This window comes from Polaribacter sp. P097, from assembly GCF_036864555.1.
Lineage (GTDB): Bacteria > Bacteroidota > Bacteroidia > Flavobacteriales > Flavobacteriaceae > Polaribacter.
The window spans coordinates 1-20,226 of sequence record NZ_JAZETJ010000004.1 but is presented as its reverse complement, the minus strand read 5'-3'; the positions used below and the strand labels follow the sequence as shown (position 1 = coordinate 20,226).

Below are 20,226 nucleotides of genomic sequence, written 5' to 3'. Positions count from 1 at the left end.
AAATACTTATTAGATTAGTTAATGAAAGGTTTTATTTTAAACTGTTTGTGTTTCTTTTTCTTTTTAACCTGTTATTCTCAAGCAGGAGGTAATGGTGTTTATCAATTTTTAAATTTATCATCTTCTGCCAGACAAATTGCTTTAGGAGGTGAAGTTTTAAATTTATATAATGATGTAAATCAGGCTTCTTGGAACCCTGCAGTTATTAATGATGAAATGGATGGCAAATTAGCCCTAAATTATTCAAGTTATTTATCTGATATTAATATAGGATCAATCTCTTATGCAAGATTAATTTCGAGACGATTTGGTACTATTCATGGAAGCATTAATTATTTAGATTATGGTTCAATTATTGGGGCTGATGAGGAAGGGAATGAGACAGGGGAGTTTGGTGCTAATGATATTTCTGTATCCTTAGGATATTCTCTCAATTTACCTTGGACAAATTTATATTTTGGAACTAATCTTAAATTTATAAATTCGAATATTGATAGTTTTAGTTCTGTTGGTATAGCAGGTGATGTTGGTGTATTCTATTATAGTCCATATAAGAATTACACATTTACACTGGTTGCTCGAAATTTTGGAACACAAATTAAAACATTTAACGGAACCAGAGAAAAACTACCTTTTAAGGTGGCTTTAGGAGCATCTTATAAGTTAAATTATGTTCCTTTAAAATGGTATTTAACCATTGATAATTTACAAAAGTGGGACATTTCTGTTCCTAATCCTTCTGAGCAAACTACAGACCTCGAAGGTAATACAACTAATGAAGATATTAGTTTTTTAAATAATGCATTAAGGCATTTTGTTCTTGGTGCAGAGCTTTTTCCTGAAAGTGGCATAAATATACGAGCTGGTTATAATTTTAGAAGAGCAGCAGAATTAAAATTACAAGAAGTAAGAACTTTTGGTGGAATATCATTTGGATTTGGAATAAAAATGAATAAATTTAAATTTAATTATGCGTATTCTAAATACCACTCAGCTTCAAATTCGAGTACCTTTAGTTTACAAATTGATTTAGATCAAAGATAGATGACAGAAAAAATTACAATTGCTATAGATGGCTTTTCATCTACAGGTAAAAGTACCATTGCTAAATTAATTGCAAAAAAATATAATTATGTTTATGTAGATACTGGAGCTATGTACAGAGCTGTTAGTTTGTACGCTAAAAATAATGATTTTGTTAATCAAAATTCTATTGATAAAGAAGGTTTAATAGCGAGTTTAGAAAATATAACAATTACTTTTAAGTTCAATGAAGCTTTAGGTTTTGCTGAAGTATTTTTGAATGATAAAAATGTTGAAAAAGAAATCAGAACTCTTGAAGTTTCTCAATTAGTAAGTAAGGTGGCTGCAATTTCTGAAGTAAGAAAAAAATTAGTAGCTGAACAGCAAGAAATGGGTAAAAATGGTGGAGTAGTTATGGATGGTCGAGATATAGGTACAGTTGTTTTTCCTGATGCCGATCTTAAATTATTTATGACAGCTTCTGCAGATAAAAGAGCTACAAGGCGTTATAAAGAATTGATTGATAGAGGAGATAAAGTTCTATATGAAGATATACTTTTTAATGTTCAAGAACGAGATAGAATTGATTCTACAAGAGAAGATTCACCATTAATGAAGGCAGATGATGCTATTGAATTTGATAATTCAGATATGGGCATTAATGAACAATTTGAAAGAATTTGTACTTTAATAGACAATAAACTAGCTTAACACTAAGAGTAAATAAGTTTGTTTAGCCCTGATTGAAACGATATCCCTTTTTGTTTTTACAAAAAAGATTAAGTGTAAAGCAGGAAATTGCTACGGATAAAATTAAGGAATATTTAAGTATTTATGAGTTTGTAAAGAAACTTTCCATTTTGGATTTTTCATTACATAATCTACAATTAGTTCTGTCATTTTCTCTTTTTTGCTCCATTCAGGTTGTAAAAATAATTGACATTTTTTGCCAACTTTAGCTGCTTGTTCTTCTGCAAAATCAAAATCTGACTTATTATGAATTATCATTTTTAACTCATCTGCTTCTCTGTAATTTTCGGTTAAAGGTAATTTAGTTTTTTTGGGAGAAAGACAAAACCAATCCCATTTTCCAGAGAAAGAATACGCTCCTGAAGTTTCAATATGAGTTTTAATATTATTTTTTTGTAGCAATTCAGTAATATAATCCATAGACCAAATTAAAGGCTCACCACCAGTAATAACAACAGTATCTGTGTATTTTTTTACATTTTCTATTATTGAATCAGCCATGGTTGGTGGGTGTAAATCTGCATTCCAACTTTCTTTCACATCACACCAATGGCACCCAACATCACAACCACCAACTCGTATAAAGTAAGCAGCAGTTCCTGTATGAGAACCTTCTCCTTGAATGGTATAAAACTCTTCCATTAAAGGAAGCATTATGCCTTTATCTACTAAATCTTTTGTCTTTTTATCCATCATCTACTTTCTTGCAGCAACCACTTCAATTTCAATTTTTGCACCTGCAACTAAATTGGCTGCAAATGTAGTTCTTGCAGGTAGATTTTCCTTGAAAAAAGAACGATAAATTATATTCATTTTAGAAAAATCATTGATATCAGCCAGAATAACAGTACACTTTACCACATCTTCCATTTCCAAATTATGATAATTTAAAACTGCTTTAATATTTTCAAGGGCTTGTTTGGTTTCAACTTCTATACCACCTTCTACAATTTTACCATTTTTATGATCCTTACCAATTTGCCCTGTTAAAAAGTACAAATTGTTAACTTGCACAACATCAGAAAAAGGAACATTTTTTCTGCTTTCTTCATGAGATTTATGATGCTTAACAATGGTAGTATTGCTATTTTTACAAGACAAAATTGATGTTAAACAGCATAAAACTAGAAATGTTGATTTTATGTTCATAAGGATTTGATTTTCAGTACAAATATAATCACATTTTGTATTATATTTTTTATTCAGAAATAGTTAATTATCAATCTAATTTTGTAAATTTGCACTCCTTTTTACGAGAACAGATTTAAAAAAGGAATTAGTTAAAACAATTTATATAAATAGCTCTTGCTGTTTTTATCGTTAAAAATCTGAAAAACAATAAGATACAAATTATTTTAGACACATGTCTGAAGAAACAAAAAATACTGAAGAGCAAGTAGCTTCTGATGTACAAAACGCAGCAACTCCTGTTGTAGAGGAAAAACAAGATCCAAAACAATTTTTAGCTGACTTTAACTGGCACAAATACGAACAAGGTATTGAAGCTGTTGATGAAGAAAAATTAAAAGAATTCGAAGAAGCTTTAAAAGGTACTATTGGTTTTGTTAATGAAAGTGATGTAATTGAAGGAACTGTAGTAAGAATTACAGATAGAGACGCAATTATAGACATTAACTCTAAATCTGAAGGTGTAATTTCGTTAAACGAATTTCGTTACAACCAAAATTTAGCAGAAGGAGATACAGTAGAAGTATTAGTTGATAAGAGAGAAGACTCTTCTGGTCAGTTAGTATTATCTCACAAAAAAGCGAGAGTAATTAAAGCTTGGGAAAGAGTAAACAATGCTCATGAAACAGGTGAAGTAGTTAACGGTTTTGTTAAGTGTAGAACTAGAGGTGGTATGATTGTAGATGTTTTTGGAATCGAAGCATTCTTACCTGGATCTCAAATTGATGTTAAACCAATTAGAGATTACGATCAGTATGTAGAGAAAACAATGGAATTCAAAGTTGTAAAAATCAACCACGAATTTAAAAACGTTGTCGTATCTCATAAAGCACTTATTGAAGCTGATATTGAATTACAGAAAAAAGAAATTATTGGTCAGTTAGAGAAAGGACAAGTATTAGAAGGTGTTGTTAAAAACATTACTTCTTATGGAGTGTTCGTAGATTTAGGTGGTGTAGATGGTTTAGTACATATTACAGATTTATCTTGGTCTAGAATCAATCATCCAAATGAGGTTGTTGAGTTAGATCAAAAATTAAACGTTGTAATTTTAGACTTTGATGATAACAAATCTAGAATTCAATTAGGTTTAAAACAATTAACTGCACATCCTTGGGAAGCTTTAGATGATTCTTTAAAAGTAGGTGATAAAGTTACTGGAGAAGTTGTTGTTTTAGCTGATTATGGAGCATTCGTAGAAGTAGAGCAAGGAGTAGAGGGATTAATTCACGTTTCTGAAATGTCTTGGTCAACTCACTTACGTTCTGCACAAGATTTCGTAAAAGTTGGTGATAAAGTAGAAGCGCAAGTTTTAACTTTAGATAGAGAAGACCGTAAAATGTCTTTAGGTATTAAACAATTACATCCAGATCCTTGGACAGACATTACCACTAAATATCCTGTTGGTTCAACACATACAGGTACTGTAAGAAATTACACAAACTTTGGTGTTTTTGTTGAGTTAGAAGAAGGTATTGATGGTTTAGTTTATATTTCTGATTTATCTTGGACTAAGAAAATTAAGCACCCATCAGACTTTGTAACTGTAGGTCAAAAATTAGATGTTCAAGTATTAGAATTAGATGTTGAGAACAGAAAATTAAACTTAGGTCATAAGCAAACTCAAGATAATCCTTGGGATGCTCATGAAGCTACATACGCAATCGGTTCTACTCACGAAGGAACTATTAAAGAGAAAAACGATAAAGGTGCTACAGTAAGTTTTGCTGATGGTGTTGAAGGTTTTGCTCCTACTAGATTCTTAGAGAAAGAAGATGGTTCTAAATTAGAAAAAGGAGATACTGTACAATTTATTGTTATGGAATTCTCTAAAGAATACAGAAGAGTAGTTGTATCTCATACTTCTTTATTCAAAGAACAAGAGCGTAAGAATATTAAAGCTGCTGCTAAGAAATCTGCAGATGCAGAAAAGACTACTTTAGGTGATATTGGAGGTCTTGCAGACTTAAAAGCACAAATGGAAGCTAAGGCTAAAAAGAAATAATTTTTAGTTAGCTAATATTTATAAGTATTAAAAACCGTAGCAATTTTGCTACGGTTTTTTTTATTTCTCTAAATTTATTTACAGAACATAGTATTTATTATATTTGAATATATACTTAGATGTTATGAAAATTAAACTGATACTTTTAGGAGCGCTTTCAATGATATTGCTTCAATGTTCACCAAAAGAGAAAATTGAGCAAAAGATAAATCCTCTTACTTATTGGGGAAAGAATCCTTGGCCAGAAATTCGTAAAAAACGAATTGCAGAATTACTGCCAAGTGCGTTAAAGCAGGCAAATGTAAATGCATGGTTGGTGATATGTAGAGAAAATAATAATGACCCTTTAGCAGATCATGTTGGAGGTGAAAACGCAGGAGGAACTGCAATGTTTTTGTTTTATAATGATGATAAAGGTTTTCATTCCATAGTATTTTCTCCTTCAGGTGAGGCTACAGCTTTAGATGATTTAAATATTCATGATAAAGTAATACCAGTAGATAGAGGTATATCTGCCATAGAACAAGCCTCAAATTTTATCAAAAAACAAAATTTTTCTAAAATAGCAATTAACTCGTCTACTACTAATTCTACAGCAGATGGTTTAACTTATACTCAAAGATTGGCGTTAGAAAATCACTTAGGTGAAGAATCTAATAAATTAGTTTCTTCTACTGAAGTAGTGTATAATTGGCTTTCTTTAAAACTACCCGAAGAAGTAGAAATTCTTACTAAAGCTGCAGAACTTACAGCTCAATTTCAAATAGAAGCTTATAAACAAGTTGTTCCAGGTAAATCAACAGATGCAGATATTGCAGCTTTTTTAAAACAAAAAATGGCAGAATATGGTGTTAAAGATGGTTGGGCACCAGCACAAAATCCAAATGTAAATTCGGGTGCAGACAGAGGTCATTCTCATGCCACAGATAAAGTAATTATGCCTGGAGATGTAATTCAAATTGATTTCGGAATTAAATTGTATGATAGATGGGTTTCAGATATTCAACGATTTGCTTATGTACTTAAAGAGGGGGAAACTAAAGCTCCAAAAGATATTCAGTATTATTGGGAAAGTGGAAAGGCAGGTAGCAGAGCAGCTTTAGCAGCTATGAAACCGGGTGTAAAAGGTATAGATGTAGATAGAGCTCAAAGAGTTTTAATGGAAAAAGCTAAAAGTGAATATGTAATGTGGTCTACAGGTCATCCTGTAGGATATGTGGCTCATGATGTAGGACCTAATTTAGGAGGTTCACAAGCATCTCATGTGAGACCAGCAGCACAAAAGGAATTAAAAGAAGGAATGACCTTTGCCTTTGATGGGTTTCATGCTTGGAAACTTGCAGATGGAAAAAAGAAAACTATTTCTGTAGAAGAAATGGCAGTTGTTACCAAAAATGGTGCTAGGTATTTAACCAAACCTCAAGAAGAATTAATCTTAATATCAAATAAATAAATTAAGTTCAATTTTGTTTAAGAATTAACTATCCCAAACTGTTTTATTCTTTCAGAAGTTCTATTTCATCATCAATCTCGTTAATCATCTTGTCTACTAGATTAAGAGATTCGTTTACATTTAAAAGGTAATCAGAGATAACAAGAATCTTGGTTTTTATTGCATTTGTTAAGGCTAATCTGTTGTCTGGTTTTTCCAATTCTGATAGTATATATTTTTGTGCTTCCTTATCTTCAAAAAGTAGATTTTCTTCCTCCACGAAATGGGATATATCTATTTCAGAATATTTGTTTAAAGTACTGTATACTTCACCATAAAAAACTTGACTTTGATTGACTTTATAAATGTTTTCGAGTTCATCTGTAAACAAATAAAAATCGATAATATTTAGAACCAAACTATCATTTTCTATTAAAGAAACCTGACCTGAAGATAATAACTCTCTATACGTATTATCTATATTTGGGTAAGTATCAGAACCCATTAATTGGTTAAGTTTAAAAGATAAACTATCTATTTTTGAATAGCTCATGTTTTCTTTAAAGTCTAGTAAAAGATCTTTAGCAATACCTAAGGTTTCAGTATAATAGTCTTTCAAATTTAGAAGCCCATCTTTCTGATTAAACATGTCATTAGCAATATTATCTAAATACCAGATTTCTTTTTCTATTTCAGTTTTTTTTAGGTTTAAATTACTAAACTGTATGGCTAATAAAATACCAATAACAACCAATAGCACTTCACCTATTGCATAAAAAATATAATTGCTTAGCCTTTTTTCTACGAGTAGTTTACGACGAATTCGTTTAAATAAATGTAGCATTAATTTAGGTTGATTTATTAAATATGTAAATGTAATTAATTGTTAGTTAATTTGTTAAATGGTTTTTACATAAAACTTTATTCAGTAGTTAAAATCAAAGAAAAATCACCTTAAATAATTTATATTTGTGTCACTAAAAAAAGAGAATGACACTTATAAAATCAATATCAGGAATTAGAGGTACAATTGGGGGTAAAACAGCAGATAATTTAACCCCTATAGATGCAGTAAAATTTGCTTCAGCTTATGGAGCCTTTATCAAAAAAAGAATTCCAAGTAAAGAAAAATTAACGATTGTTATTGGTAGAGATGCTCGTATTTCTGGTAAAATGATTTCTAGTTTAGTGGCAAATACACTAGTAGGTTTAGGTATAAATGTTATAGATTTAGGTTTATCTACTACACCTACAGTAGAAGTGGCTGTTCCTTTAGAAAAAGCTGATGGAGGTATAATTTTAACGGCTTCTCACAATCCCAAACAATGGAATGCGCTTAAGTTATTGAACGAAAAAGGTGAATTCTTAAATGGTGAAGATGGAGAGCAAATTTTAGCTTTAGCAGAAAGTGAAGATTTTGAATTTGCAGAAGTTGATGATTTAGGATCGTACACTAAAAACAATACATACTTACAAAAACATATTCAAGAAGTTTTAAACTTAGAATTAGTAGATGTTGATGCAATAAAAAAGGCTAACTTTAAAGTAGTTGTAGATGGTGTAAATTCTACAGGAGGTTTATTTATACCTGCATTATTAAAAGAATTAAATGTAGAGTGTGTAGAATTATATTGTATACCAAATGGTCAATTTCCTCACAATCCAGAACCTTTAAAAGAACACTTAACAGATATTTCTGAGTTGGTAGTTAAAGAAAATGCCGACTTTGGTATAGTTGTAGATCCTGATGTAGATAGATTGGCAATTGTTTCTGAAGACGGTTCTATGTTTGGTGAAGAATATACTTTAGTGGCATGTGCAGATTACGTTTTAGGCAGATTAAATGGTGGTAATACTGTATCTAACTTGTCATCTTCTAGAGCGTTAAGAGATGTGACTGAAAAACATGGAGGTACTTACACAGCTTCAGCAGTTGGAGAAGTAAATGTTGTAATTAAAATGAAAGAAACCAATACAGTAATTGGAGGAGAAGGAAATGGAGGAATTATTTATCCAGATTCTCATTATGGACGAGATTCTCTAGTTGGTGTTGCTTTATTTTTATCTCATTTGGCACATCAAAAAGTATCTTGTAAAACCTTAAGAGATTCATATCCAAGTTATTTTATGAGCAAAAATAAAATACAATTAACACCTGCAATAGATGTTGATGCTATTTTAGAAACCATGGCTACAAAATATGCAAACGAAGATGTAAACACAATAGATGGTGTTAAAATCGATTTTGCAGAAGAATGGATTCACTTAAGAAAATCGAATACTGAGCCAATTATTAGAATTTATACAGAAGCAAAGTCACAAGAAGCTGCAGATGCTTTAGCACAAAGATTTATAGCAGAAATTAAAGAAATAATTGCCTAATATTTTGAAAACAAAAACGCTTTTATTGTTAGTTTTTTTAATGTCGATTTCAATTTCGGCTCAAAAAAAGAAGAAAACAAAAGTATCAAACAAGGGTAAAATATTCTTGTATTGGGGTTGGAATAGGGCTACTTATTCTAATTCTGATATTTCTTTTAAAGGAAACAATTACGATTTTACTTTGCAAGATGTTGTTGCAAAAGATAGGCCTACAGACTTTTCTTTTAAGGATTATTTTAAATTGGATAATATTACAATTCCACAAACTAATTTTAGAATTGGATATTTTTTAAATGATCATTATACAGTTTCAGTTGGAGTAGATCATATGAAATATGTTGTGCAAAGCTATCAAACTGTAAAGATAAATGGAGAGATAAATGCAGGTACACCTTTTGATGGAAATTATAGTAATGACGATATAGATTTGATTAATGAGTTCTTGCTAATGGAGCACACAGATGGTTTGAACTATGTAAATCTAGAAGTAAAAAGGTTTGATGAAATTGGTCATTTAATTGGTTTAAATGATGAAAACTTACAGTTAAATATTACAGAAGGTATAGGTGCTGGTTTTTTGTATCCAAGAACAGATGTTACCTTATTTAATCAAACAGCAAATGATGAGTTTAATGTTTCAGGATGGGGAGTTTCTGTTGGAGCTGGTTTAAATTTAACATTCTTAAAACATTTCTTTGTTCAGACAGATTTAAAATTTGGTTACATAGATATGTCTAATATTAGAACCACTCAAGATCCTTCTGATACAGCATCTCAAAACTTTACTTTTTTTGAAAAAACTTTGGTATTTGGAGCTAGATTTAGTCTCTTTTAAATAAATATTATTATGAGTTTAGAGCAGTATTTTTCGCAATTTAGAAAACATATAGTTGGTATAGATCAAACATTTACATCTCCTTATGGTAAACAAAATTTGGTGTATTGTGATTGGACTGCAAGTGGCAGATTGTATAGGCCTATAGAAAATAAACTAACTAATGATTTTGGTCCTTTTGTGGCAAATACGCATACAGAAACTTCTACTTCAGGAGCAGCTATGACCTTGGCCTACCATGAAGCAAGAAAAATTATCAAAAGGCATGTAAATGCAAATGATGATGATGTTTTAATTACAACAGGTTCAGGAATGACAGGCGTTGTAAATAAATTTCAAAGAATTTTAGGCTTAAAAGTAGCAGAACATTTAAAAGACCATACCACAGTTCCTGAAGACATAAGGCCAGTAGTATTTGTATCTCATATGGAGCATCATTCTAACCAAACATCTTGGTTAGAAACCATAGCAGATGTAGAAGTTGTGCCTTGTGATGAACATGGTTTACTGTGCTTAAAAGAGTTTGAGAAAAGTATTAAAAAGTACGAGCATAAAGCCATTAAAATAGCCTCAATAACTTCATGCTCTAATGTTACAGGCATTAAAACAAACTACCATAAAGTAGCGAAGCTAATTCATAGTTACAATGGTCTATGTTTTGTAGATTTTGCTTGCTGTGCACCTTACGTTGCTATTGATATGCACCCTGAAAATGAAGATGAATATTTAGATGCAATCTTCTTTTCTCCTCATAAATTTTTAGGAGGTCCAGGAAGTGCAGGAGTTTTAATTTTCAACAAGAAATTATACAAAAATACGGTTCCTGATAATCCAGGAGGTGGTACTGTAAGTTATACAAACCCTTGGGGTCAGCATGATTATTTTGATGATGTTGAAACCAGAGAAGATGGTGGAACCCCAGGTTTTCTTCAAACTATTAGAATCGCTCTTTCTATTCAGTTGAAAGAAAAAATGGGGACAGATAAAATAAAAGAAAGGGAAGATGAAATTAATGCCATTATTTTTGACACTCTAGAACAACTAGAAGGTGTTAAAATATTAGCTCCTGAGCATAAAAAAAGACTTAGTATTTTTTCTTTTTACTTTGAAAAATATCATTTTAACTTAGTTGTAAAGTTATTGAATGATAGGTTTGGTATACAAACCAGAGGTGGATGCTCTTGTGCAGGAACTTATGGGCATTTTTTATTGAATGTAAACCAAGAAACTTCTAACAAAATTAAGAGTCAAATCTTAGAAGGTTGTAGTACAGAAAAACCGGGTTGGGTTCGTTTGTCTTTACATCCAACTATTACAAATAAAGAGTTAGAGTTTGTTTGTAAGTCTCTTAAAGAATTGTCTAAAAATATAGAAGGTTGGGCAAAAGACTACAAATATGATGCAATTAAAAATGATTACGTTCACAAAACAATTGCACCTATAGAAAAAGAGTTAGTTAGCTCTTGGTTTTCTGTTTAGATTCTTGCATTTCTTGCCATTCGTTAAACCTGTCTTTGTGCTTAAACCTTTTGTGAGACCATAAATAATTTTCTGGCTGTTCTTTAACGTTTTTCTCGGTAATAGCTAAAAACTTTTCTGTAATTTTATAATTTTCAAATTCAGTAGGATGTTCTGCAATTAACTCAAATTCAGTTTCATAATAACCTCTTTTAACCTTTTTAGCCTTGTAATTTATCACGGCTAAATTGTACTTTTTGGCAAGCATTTCTGCACCTGTGTGCACAGGTACTTTTACATCAAAAAACTCATACCAATAGAAGGTTTTTACTACATGAGGACTTTGATCACTTAATAAAATATATGCACCTTGAACCTTATTCTCAAAATTAGATTTCATAAGTTTCATAAAATTGGCAGTTGTTTCTCCTTTTACACCAAATTTCTCTCTATTTTCCTTTAATGTAGTTTCAAATGTTTCATTTCTAAGCTTGTTATAAGCTCCAAAAATTTTAGTATCTATAACCAGAGGTAAACTTATAGACCATTCCCAATTTGCTAAATGAGCACCTACTAAAGCAATGCTTCTACCTTCTTTAATGTACTTGTTTACTAACTCTGGGTTTTTGTAGGTGTATCGTTTTAAAATCTCTTTTTCAGAGATGGAAAAACCTTTGATACTCTCAACAATAATGTCTGTAAAATGTCTGTAAAAATTCTTAGCGATCTCAGCTTTTTCTTCATCTGTTTTATCAGGAAAAGCGTAAGATAAATTTTGTAAGATTACCTGTTTTCTATAGCCAATTAAATAGTATAATATTGCATAAAAAAAGTCTGATATTACATATAAAATTGCCATTGGCAATCTTGAAAATAACCAAAGCAAAGGGTAGGTTAAATAGAATATTATAACATTCATAAGTTGTATAATTTAGCGCAAATATCGTGTTTATTTTACAACTTATTTTTCAGTTTTGCTTTTTTGTTTTTCTCCCACAATTTATACTTGTTTCTGTGCTTAAAGCGTTTGTGAGACCACAAGTAAAATTCAGGCTGTTCTCTTACTAATTTTTCTGTGAGAGCTATGTATTTATCTGTTATTTGGTAGTTTTCAAACTCTTTTGGATGTTCAGCAATTAATTCAAAAGTCGTTTCATAAAATCCTCTTTTTACCCTTTTTGTAGCACAATTAATTACCACTAAATCAAACTTTTTTGATAGCGTTTCTGCACCAACATGAAAGGGTACTTTTACACCAAAAAAATCTTTCCAATAAAGGGCGTGTTCTACTTGAGGAGATTGATCGCTAATTAGTAAATACGCACCTTGAATTTTATTTTTAAAATCGCTGTAAATAGCTTGTACAGTTTTAGAAGATTCATAACAAATAAAGCCAAAACGTTCTCTAGAACCTTTTACAGTTTTGTCAAAAAATCGATTTCCAATTCTTGTATAAGCCCCTTTAACATTGGTATTTAAAACTAAAGGTGAATTTACAGACCATTCCCAATTGGCTTGATGAGCACTAACTAAAGCAATGCTTCTATTTTGATTTAAGTATTTGTTTACGAGTTCTGGATTCGTATATTTATAACGTTTTAAAATCTCTTTTTCTGATATTGAAATGGCCTTAATCGTTTCTACAAATAGGTCTGAAAAATGTTTAAAAAAAGCCTTTCTAATTCGTAGTATTTCATCCGTGTTTTTATCTGGAAAAGCCAGTTTTAAATTCGCTAAAACTACTTGTTTTCTGTAGCCAAAAATGTGAAAAATAAATACATAAATTACAGTAGAAATTCCATGTAAAATTTGCATTGGTAGTTTGGAGATTATCCAAATTATCGGATAAATTATCAGAAAAAATAAATATTGCATATTATTAATTTCATCTACAAATATGATAAATATTAATTAAAAACTTACCGTTTTTTACAATAGGATTTTTGCTATTTTTACAACATGTTAGAAGGTATAAATACAGTAGTCTTAATTGTTATAATTGTTAACGTTTTATTTTCAATTAAAGGTTTTGAAGATTACGCTTTTTTAGACAAATATAAATTTCAGGTAAGTAGGGTAAAAGGCGATGAAAAAGTAAGAATGCTTACTTCAGGATTTCTTCATGTAGATTGGATGCATCTTATTCTTAATATGTATGTCTTGTACGCTTTTGGTAACATCGTTATAAATTTTTTAGGCACATTACCTTTTTTAATTATTTATTTTGGAAGTTTGATTGCAGGGAGTTTATACACCTTACAATATCATAAAAACGAACCTTATTATAGTGCAGTAGGTGCTTCTGGAGCTGTGTCAGGTATTGTATACGCTTCAATATTACTTTATCCAGGTATGAGTCTGTATTTATTTTTTATTCCAGTGCCAATTCCTGGTTATATTTTTGGAGTAGGGTATTTGCTGTATTCAATTTATGGTATGAAAAAACAAGTTGGCAATGTTGGTCATGCTGCACATTTAGGAGGTGCAATTGGCGGATTTGCGTTGACCTTACTTTTAAATCCAGTTTTATTTAATACTAATAGAATGTTTGTTATTCTATTAGCAATACCAATTATTTTGTTATTGGTTTTTAGTGATAAGTTAAAAAGGCTGTAAATAAAAAAAGACTTTATTATTTCTAATAAAGTCTTTTAGAGCGAAAGACCAGGTTCGAACTGGCGACATTCAGCTTGGAAGGCTGACGCTCTACCAACTGAGCTACTTTCGCGTGGTAAAGAGCTGCAAATATAGTATCATTTTTTACTTTTCCAATAATTATGTGCGAAATAATTTATTGATTTTGCTATCTATTTTTATATCAAACAAATACATGAATTAATATTGAATTGATAGCATTTGTAAATTGGCTTGACAAATCTAAAATAGCAAGATTAAAAACTATTATTAATAAGATAGTTACTTTAATTTCAATTTATTATTTTGCAAACTCAAAATTGCTTGCGACCAAACATCTCTAATTAATTGATTATGAAAAAAAAGATCTTACTACTATTTATCTTAAGTTTTTCAATTTCTACTTTTTCGCAAACAACTAATTCATCATCAGGAGGTACTGCAACAGGTAATGGTTCTGCAACCTATACAGTGGGTCAAACCATTTATACTACGAATATTGGAAACAATGGTTCTGTATCTCAAGGCATTCAGCAAAGTTTAGAAGTATTTGTTTTAAGCAATAAAGATTTTAAAGAATTAAATCTAAATGCATTTACCTATCCAAATCCTACAAAAGATAAAATTACATTAGAACTATCAAATGTCGATTTGCAAAACCTAAGTTATGTTATGTATGATATAAAAGGTAGAACTTTACTTAAAGGATTAATTAAGGATAAAAGTACCAACATAATGATGAAAGATTATGCTGCTGGAGTTTATCTGTTAAAAGTAAATCAACAAAATAAAGAATTAAAAACATTTAAAGTTATAAAAAAGTAATATGAAAAGAATTTTAACCTTCGTAATCTTATCATGTATTAGTTTTTCTGTTTTTGGACAATCTCCAGAAAAAATGAGTTATCAAGCAGTTGTAAGAAATGCAGATGGAAGCTTGGTAAGTGAACAAACTGTTGGAATGAAAATTAGCATTATAAAAACATCTACAACAGGTACTATCGTTTATTCAGAAACGCACACTCCAACAACCAATACAAACGGATTAGTTACTTTCGAAATAGGTACAGGATCTGTTGTTAACGGTTCTTTTGCTACTATAGATTGGGGTTCAGATTCATATTTCATTAAAACTGAAACAGATATTGATGGTGGAACAAATTATACTATTTCTGGAACAAGTCAATTTTTAAGCGTGCCTTACGCACTTTATGCTAAAAATGTATTTAGTGGTAATTATGATGATTTAACGAACAAGCCAAAGGTTACAGAAATTAAAACCTACAAAATTGGTGACTTTGTTCAAGGAGGAATTGTTTTTTGGGTTGATGATACTGAGCAACATGGTTTGGTATTGGCTAATGTAAATCAAAGTGCGGCTATGAGATGGCATGCAGGAACTTTTGGTAACACTCATGCAAAAGGAAATGGTTTGTATGCAGGTAAGTTAAATACAGCAATAATAATTCCTTCGCTTATTGCAATTGGTGATGATGGAGATAATTTTGCAGCAAGACTTTGTAATGATTTACAAATTATACAAGATGGTGTTACTTATGGAGATTGGTATTTGCCAAGCAGATTAGAAATGAATTTAATTTACCAAAGTAGATCTACTATTAATACAACTGCAGCTGCTAATAGTGGAGATGCCTTAATAAATGATGTGTATTGGACATCTACAGAAAATTCAGATAACAGTGCTTATGGTTTAGATTTTGCTAACGGACAAGAGTCTACAATTTTTAAAACTTTCCCAAATGCAGTTAGAGCCATAAGGTCATTTTAAATTTGTATCTGATTAAAGGTAAAGACTATTTTCTTCGGATTTTTGCTATCTTATTATATTTTAGGTGATTAATCCCTAATTATATACATCTATTTTTTAAGTTTAATTCTTTTTTGTTATTTTCGTATGCATAATTGCTAGCCAAAACAATGAAAAAAATTAAAATAGTCTTAATAGACCATGTTAATTCCTCCCTAATTAGAACAACAGACTTATTAAAAAAATCAAGCAAAGTAGAAATAACGGGTATTTTTAATGATGCTGAGTTGGCTCTAGAGTTTATTAAAGAAACACAGCCAGATTTAGTAATTTCAGAAATTGAAATGACAGGTGTGTCAGGTATTGCTATTGCTAAAGAGATTAAAAAGCAATTTTTAGATACAAAAGTTGTGTTTTATTCAGAGCAAGCACATTATGCAATTAGTGCTATAAAAGTTGCTGCTTTCGATTATTTATTGAAACCCATTTCAATAGAGGAGTTGCAAGAATGTATTCATCGTTTTCAAATTAGCCATCAAATAGATTTAAATAAAAGAGAACTACAGATTATTAAAAAAATGTCTGAAGGTTTAAATAGTAAATTAATTGGCGAAACTTTATTTATTAGTAAACACACAGTAGATAAATATCGAAGAAATATCCTTGAAAAAACCAACTGTAATAACACTGCAGAATTGGTGAAATTTGTATCTCAAGTTGGTATAATTTGAGTTATTAAAATGTTAAGAATTAGAGTATTATGCAAAAGTATCATTTATAGTACTTTTAATACTTCTATTAATGTATATATTTGTTATTCGTAAAAGACACCCTACTACGTCTTTTTCAGTGAAGGCTCCCTAATCTTCCTATTGCATTGTGAAATGCTATATTTTTTATAGAATTTATTATTCGTAGAAGTAATCCCACCACACTTTTATGTTAGAAGGCTCCCTAATCTTCAAAGTTGAAAAATCAACAAATTATTGATTTTTAATATTGAGTAACCCTAACTGTATAAATTACACACTATGATTAAAAAAACTACTTTACTAGCCCTATTTAGCTTTTTAGCTGTCTTTTCAGCTTTTGGCAACAGGTCCCTTTCTTCTGGAGATTTTGGAGTTCCAACAGTGACTTTTGGTTCTATGGTTTCAGATAATGCTACTAATACATTAGCAAAAGCAGGGGATGAAATTACGATAACATTTACGTCGGACGAAGACATTAGCACACCAACAGTAACAATCGCTGGGCAATCAGCTGTGGTTGGAGGTTCTGGTTCTTCTTGGACAGCAACTTACACAGTACAAGCAGGAGATGCTCAAGGTGCAGTAGCATATTCAATTTCAAACATATCATCAATTTCAACTTCAGACCCTGGAGTTGACGTAAGTGGTTCAGGTGCAGTAGCTATTGATACAACTAACCCTTCAGTTTCAAATATTGCAATGGTTTCAGATAATGGTGTAAATACTTCTTTAGCTAGAACTGGAATTGAAATTACATTGACATTTACATCAAGTGAGACAATTAATACACCTACAGTTACTATTGCTGGGCAATCAGCAACTGTAACAAAAGCAGGTAATAATTATTCAGCTTCATATTTCGTTCAAGCAGGAGATACTCAAGGAGCAGCAGCATATTCAATTTCAAATATATCAGATCCAACAGGAAACACTGGTTCTACTACATCAGGTACAGGAGGTGTTAGTATAGATACAGTAGACCCTTCAGTTTCAAATATTGCAATGGTTTCAGATAATGCTACTACTAATTTGGCAACTACAGGAGATGAAATCACATTAACATTTACATCAAGTGAGACAATTAATACACCTACAGTAACTATTGCTGGTCAATCAGCTGCAGTTACTAATTCAGGTAATAATTGGACAGCTACTTACACAGTACTAGTAGGTGATGCTCAAGGTGCAGCAGCATATTCAATTTCAAATATATCAGATCCAACAGGAAACGCTGGCTCTGCTTCATCAGGCACAGGAGCTGTCAGTATAGATACAGCTAGTCCTTCAGTTTCAAATATTGCAATGGTTTCAGATAATGCTACTACTACCCTAGCAACTACAGGAGATGAAATCACATTAACATTTACCTCAAGTGAGACAATTAATACACCTACAGTAACTATTGCTGGTCAATCAGCAGCAGTTACTAATTCAGGTAATAATTGGACAGCTACTTACACAGTACTAGTGGGTGATGCTCAAGGTGCAGCAGCATATTCAATTTCAAATATATCAGATCCAACAGGAAACGCTGGCTCTGCTTCATCAGGTACAGGAGCTGTTAGTATAGATACAGCTAGTCCTTCAGTTTCAAATATTGCAATGGTTTCAGATAATGCTACTAATACTTTAGCAACTACAGGAGATGAAATCACATTAACATTTACCTCAAGTGAGACAATTAGTACACCTACAGTAACTATTGCTGGTCAATCAGCAGCAGTAACTAATTCAGGTAATAGTTGGACGGCTACTTACACAGTACTAGTAGGTGATGCTCAAGGTGCAGCAGCATATTCAATTTCAAATATCTCAGATTCTTCAGGGAACACTGGTTCTACTTCATCAGGTTCAGGTGCAGTAACCATTGATACAGCAGACCCTTCAGTTTCAAATATTGCAATGGTTTCAGATAATGCAACAAACACTTTAGCAAAAGCAGGTGATGTTATAACCTTGACTTTTACTTCAAATGAAACAATCAATACACCTACAGTAACTATTGCTACTCAATCAGCAACAGTTACTAATTCAGGTAATAATTACACAGCTAAATATACAGTTCAAGTAGGAGATTTTGAAGGAGTTACAGCATATTCTATTTCAAATTTCTCAGATAGTGCAGGTAATGCTGGTTCTGTTTCATCAGGATCAGGAGCTGTTACTATAGATACAACAGCACCAACAGTAGGTGTTACTTCAAATACAATAGATGTAAATTTAAATTCAACTACCAGTATAACTGCAGCTGATGTTAATGATGCATCATCAGATAATAATACTAGTGCAGCAAATTTAACGTTAGCTTTAGATCAATCAACGTTTAGTTGTTCAGATATTGTTGCTGGTCAGGTTTCTACAGTAGTAACTGTTACATTAACTGTAACAGATGAAGCTGGTAATTCTGCAACTTCAACAAAAGATGTAAACGTAATAGACGATGCTGCTCCTGCTAATGTGGCATTAGTGAATCCAAACTATGTGCACAGAACAGGAACTGCTTATGTAGAGCAAGGATTAACTTACAGTGAAGTTTGTTTCGATGATGTTGTTATAGTGTCTAGTGATTTAGATGTAAATCAATGGGGTACATATACAATAGTATATAAGGTAGTAGATAAATCAGGTAATGAATCTGCATCTATTACTAGAACTCAGGTTGTTAATGATACACCAACTACAGATGCAGCAAGTTTTACTGTTAATCAAGATACAGAAAATCATGTTTTCGATGTTTTAGATGGAGATAGTTTTGGAAACGATGGTGCTGAATCTTTTACAATTTCTGGAGCAATGAGTGCTCAAAATGGAACATTAGTATTACAAGATTTAGGAACTGCAGATCCATCAGATGATTTAATAGTATACTCACCAAGAGCAACTTATAACGGTCCAGATAGTTTTACTTATACCTTAGAAGATGAAAATGGAGATACAGTTACAACAACTGTAAATATAACAGTTCGTCCTATAGTTCCTGTACCAGTAGATGATACAGCAACAGTAGATAAAAATAGTTCAAACAATATAATAGCTGTTCTTGCTAATGATGATTTTGGAGGTAATGAAGCAAATGCTACTCATCCTTTAACATTTACAAACGGTAGTAAAAGCAGTGCTACTCCAAATGGAGGTTTAATTAGTATTGAAGATAATAGTACACCAAATAATTTAATTGATGATGTAATTCATTACACACCACCAGCAGATTTTACGGGTACAGATACATTTATGTATACAATAACAGATTTAGATGGTGATGCAACAACAGCAACAGTTGTAGTTACTGTAGTAGAAGGCTCTAATGGAAGTACAACACCAACAGCAGTAGCAGATTCAGCAACTGTAGATTATGAAAGTGTTGATAATGTAATACCAGTATTAGGTAATGACTCTGAAGGTTCTGATCTTTATATCGACAATGGTTTAACTTTAGTAAATGGTACTTATTCAGGTGCTAGTACTAATGGAGGTTTAATATCTGTAGATGATAATGGTACTTTATCTACTTCAGATGATACATTTAAGTATTCTGCACCAGCAGGTTTTGATGGTACAGATACTTTTAGTTATACAATTACAGATACAACAGGAGATGCTTCAACAGCAGTGGTTACAGTAACTGTTAATCCAGCTGCTCCTTTAGAAGGTGCTGTAGAGGATATTGTTACTACACCAGCGAATACACCTATTTTAATTGATGTTTTAGCAAATGATAACTTTGGAACCTTTGGTTCAGGTACTTTATTGATTATTAGTGTAGACCACTTAACTGGTGATAGTGCAGAAGGAGTAGGTACTGTAACCTTAGATGATGGTGGTACAGCAGGTATCAACCAAGCAGATGATAAAATTCTTTATACACCACCAACTAATTTTAACGGTGTTGATACTTTTGATTACACTTTAACAGTAGATTCTAATGAATATCAAGGAACAGTTACAATTACAGTAGGTACTGTAGTTCCACCAGTAGAAGTTCCAACAGCAAATGATGAT

General features: G+C 31.4%; 17 protein-coding genes and 1 tRNA gene. 12 read left to right on the top strand and 6 right to left on the bottom strand.

Annotation, left to right across the window (positions count from 1 at the left end; genetic code table 11):
* Nucleotides 1–21 precede the first annotated feature (21 nt).
* Together porQ and cmk are read left to right on the top strand one after the other, a co-directional pair.
* Complete coding sequence (porQ, locus tag V7R38_RS13080) at nt 22–1,044, top strand: type IX secretion system protein PorQ (RefSeq protein WP_334059107.1); 1,023 nt, start codon at nt 22–24, stop codon at nt 1,042–1,044.
* Complete coding sequence (gene cmk / locus V7R38_RS13075) at nt 1,045–1,734, top strand: (d)CMP kinase (RefSeq protein WP_334059105.1); 690 nt, start codon at nt 1,045–1,047, stop codon at nt 1,732–1,734.
* Nucleotides 1,735–1,836: 102 nt separating this feature from the next.
* On the opposite strand, the gene V7R38_RS13070 is transcribed toward cmk, so the two are convergent.
* Both V7R38_RS13070 and V7R38_RS13065 read right to left on the bottom strand, forming a co-directional pair.
* A complete protein-coding gene (locus tag V7R38_RS13070; RefSeq protein WP_334059103.1) occupies nt 1,837–2,466 on the bottom strand; it encodes a 7-carboxy-7-deazaguanine synthase QueE in 630 nt (209 codons plus the stop codon).
* 3 nt (nt 2,467–2,469) lie between these two features.
* On the bottom strand, nt 2,470–2,922 hold the full coding sequence (locus V7R38_RS13065; protein ID WP_334059101.1) for a RidA family protein: 453 nt from the start codon (nt 2,920–2,922) through the stop codon (nt 2,470–2,472).
* Nucleotides 2,923–3,136: 214 nt separating this feature from the next.
* Between V7R38_RS13065 and rpsA the strand changes: the two genes are divergently transcribed.
* Complete coding sequence (gene rpsA, locus V7R38_RS13060) at nt 3,137–4,966, top strand: 30S ribosomal protein S1 (RefSeq protein ID WP_334059099.1); 1,830 nt, start codon at nt 3,137–3,139, stop codon at nt 4,964–4,966.
* Nucleotides 4,967–5,090: 124 nt separating this feature from the next.
* A complete protein-coding gene (locus tag V7R38_RS13055) occupies nt 5,091–6,419 on the top strand; it encodes a M24 family metallopeptidase (RefSeq protein ID WP_334059097.1) in 1,329 nt (442 codons plus the stop codon).
* A gap of 43 nt (nt 6,420–6,462) precedes the next feature.
* Here V7R38_RS13055 and V7R38_RS13050 read toward each other — a convergent pair whose 3' ends face one another.
* Nucleotides 6,463–7,242: a DUF6090 family protein gene (locus V7R38_RS13050; RefSeq protein ID WP_334059095.1), complete on the bottom strand. Its 780-nt coding sequence runs from the start codon at nt 7,240–7,242 to the stop codon at nt 6,463–6,465.
* 146 nt (nt 7,243–7,388) lie between these two features.
* Here V7R38_RS13050 and glmM point away from each other — a divergent pair, with 146 nt between their 5' ends.
* The 3 genes from glmM to V7R38_RS13035 are packed head-to-tail and all read left to right on the top strand — an operon-like array spanning nt 7,389 to nt 11,094.
* A complete protein-coding gene (gene glmM, locus V7R38_RS13045; RefSeq protein ID WP_334059093.1) occupies nt 7,389–8,780 on the top strand; it encodes a phosphoglucosamine mutase in 1,392 nt (463 codons plus the stop codon).
* Between the two features lie 40 nt (nt 8,781–8,820).
* Nucleotides 8,821–9,615 carry a hypothetical protein gene (locus V7R38_RS13040; protein WP_334059092.1) on the top strand — a complete coding sequence of 265 codons (795 nt, stop codon included), beginning with the start codon at nt 8,821–8,823 and terminating at the stop codon, nt 9,613–9,615.
* Nucleotides 9,616–9,627: 12 nt separating this feature from the next.
* Entirely contained in the window at nt 9,628–11,094 is a 1,467-nt protein-coding gene (locus V7R38_RS13035; protein ID WP_334059090.1) for an aminotransferase class V-fold PLP-dependent enzyme, read from the top strand.
* Here V7R38_RS13035 and V7R38_RS13030 read toward each other — a convergent pair.
* A complete protein-coding gene (locus V7R38_RS13030) occupies nt 11,072–11,992 on the bottom strand; it encodes a lysophospholipid acyltransferase family protein (RefSeq protein WP_334059088.1) in 921 nt (306 codons plus the stop codon). The genes V7R38_RS13035 and V7R38_RS13030 overlap by 23 nt on opposite strands.
* 35 nt (nt 11,993–12,027) lie before the next feature.
* Nucleotides 12,028–12,948, bottom strand: a complete 921-nt coding sequence (locus V7R38_RS13025; protein WP_334059086.1) for a lysophospholipid acyltransferase family protein — start codon at nt 12,946–12,948, stop codon at nt 12,028–12,030.
* A gap of 84 nt (nt 12,949–13,032) precedes the next feature.
* Between V7R38_RS13025 and V7R38_RS13020 the strand changes: the two genes are divergently transcribed.
* Nucleotides 13,033–13,689 (top strand): rhomboid family intramembrane serine protease, encoded by a 657-nt coding sequence (locus V7R38_RS13020; protein WP_334059085.1) that lies wholly within the window; start codon nt 13,033–13,035, stop codon nt 13,687–13,689.
* A gap of 39 nt (nt 13,690–13,728) precedes the next feature.
* Here V7R38_RS13020 and V7R38_RS13015 read toward each other — a convergent pair.
* Nucleotides 13,729–13,801: transfer RNA gene (locus V7R38_RS13015), tRNA-Gly, on the bottom strand.
* A gap of 260 nt (nt 13,802–14,061) precedes the next feature.
* Between V7R38_RS13015 and V7R38_RS13010 the strand changes: the two genes are divergently transcribed.
* The 4 genes from V7R38_RS13010 to V7R38_RS12995 all read left to right on the top strand — a co-directional run.
* Nucleotides 14,062–14,532, top strand: a complete 471-nt coding sequence (locus tag V7R38_RS13010; protein WP_334059083.1) for a T9SS type A sorting domain-containing protein — start codon at nt 14,062–14,064, stop codon at nt 14,530–14,532.
* 1 nt (nt 14,533) lies between these two features.
* Entirely contained in the window at nt 14,534–15,496 is a 963-nt protein-coding gene (locus V7R38_RS13005) for an Lcl domain-containing protein (RefSeq protein ID WP_334059081.1), read from the top strand.
* Between the two features lie 149 nt (nt 15,497–15,645).
* Nucleotides 15,646–16,206 carry a response regulator transcription factor gene (locus tag V7R38_RS13000; protein ID WP_334059079.1) on the top strand — a complete coding sequence of 187 codons (561 nt, stop codon included), beginning with the start codon at nt 15,646–15,648 and terminating at the stop codon, nt 16,204–16,206.
* Nucleotides 16,207–16,506: 300 nt separating this feature from the next.
* Nucleotides 16,507–20,226, top strand: a 3,720-nt coding sequence (locus V7R38_RS12995) for a beta strand repeat-containing protein (protein WP_334059077.1), incomplete at its 3' end; no start/stop codon positions are given.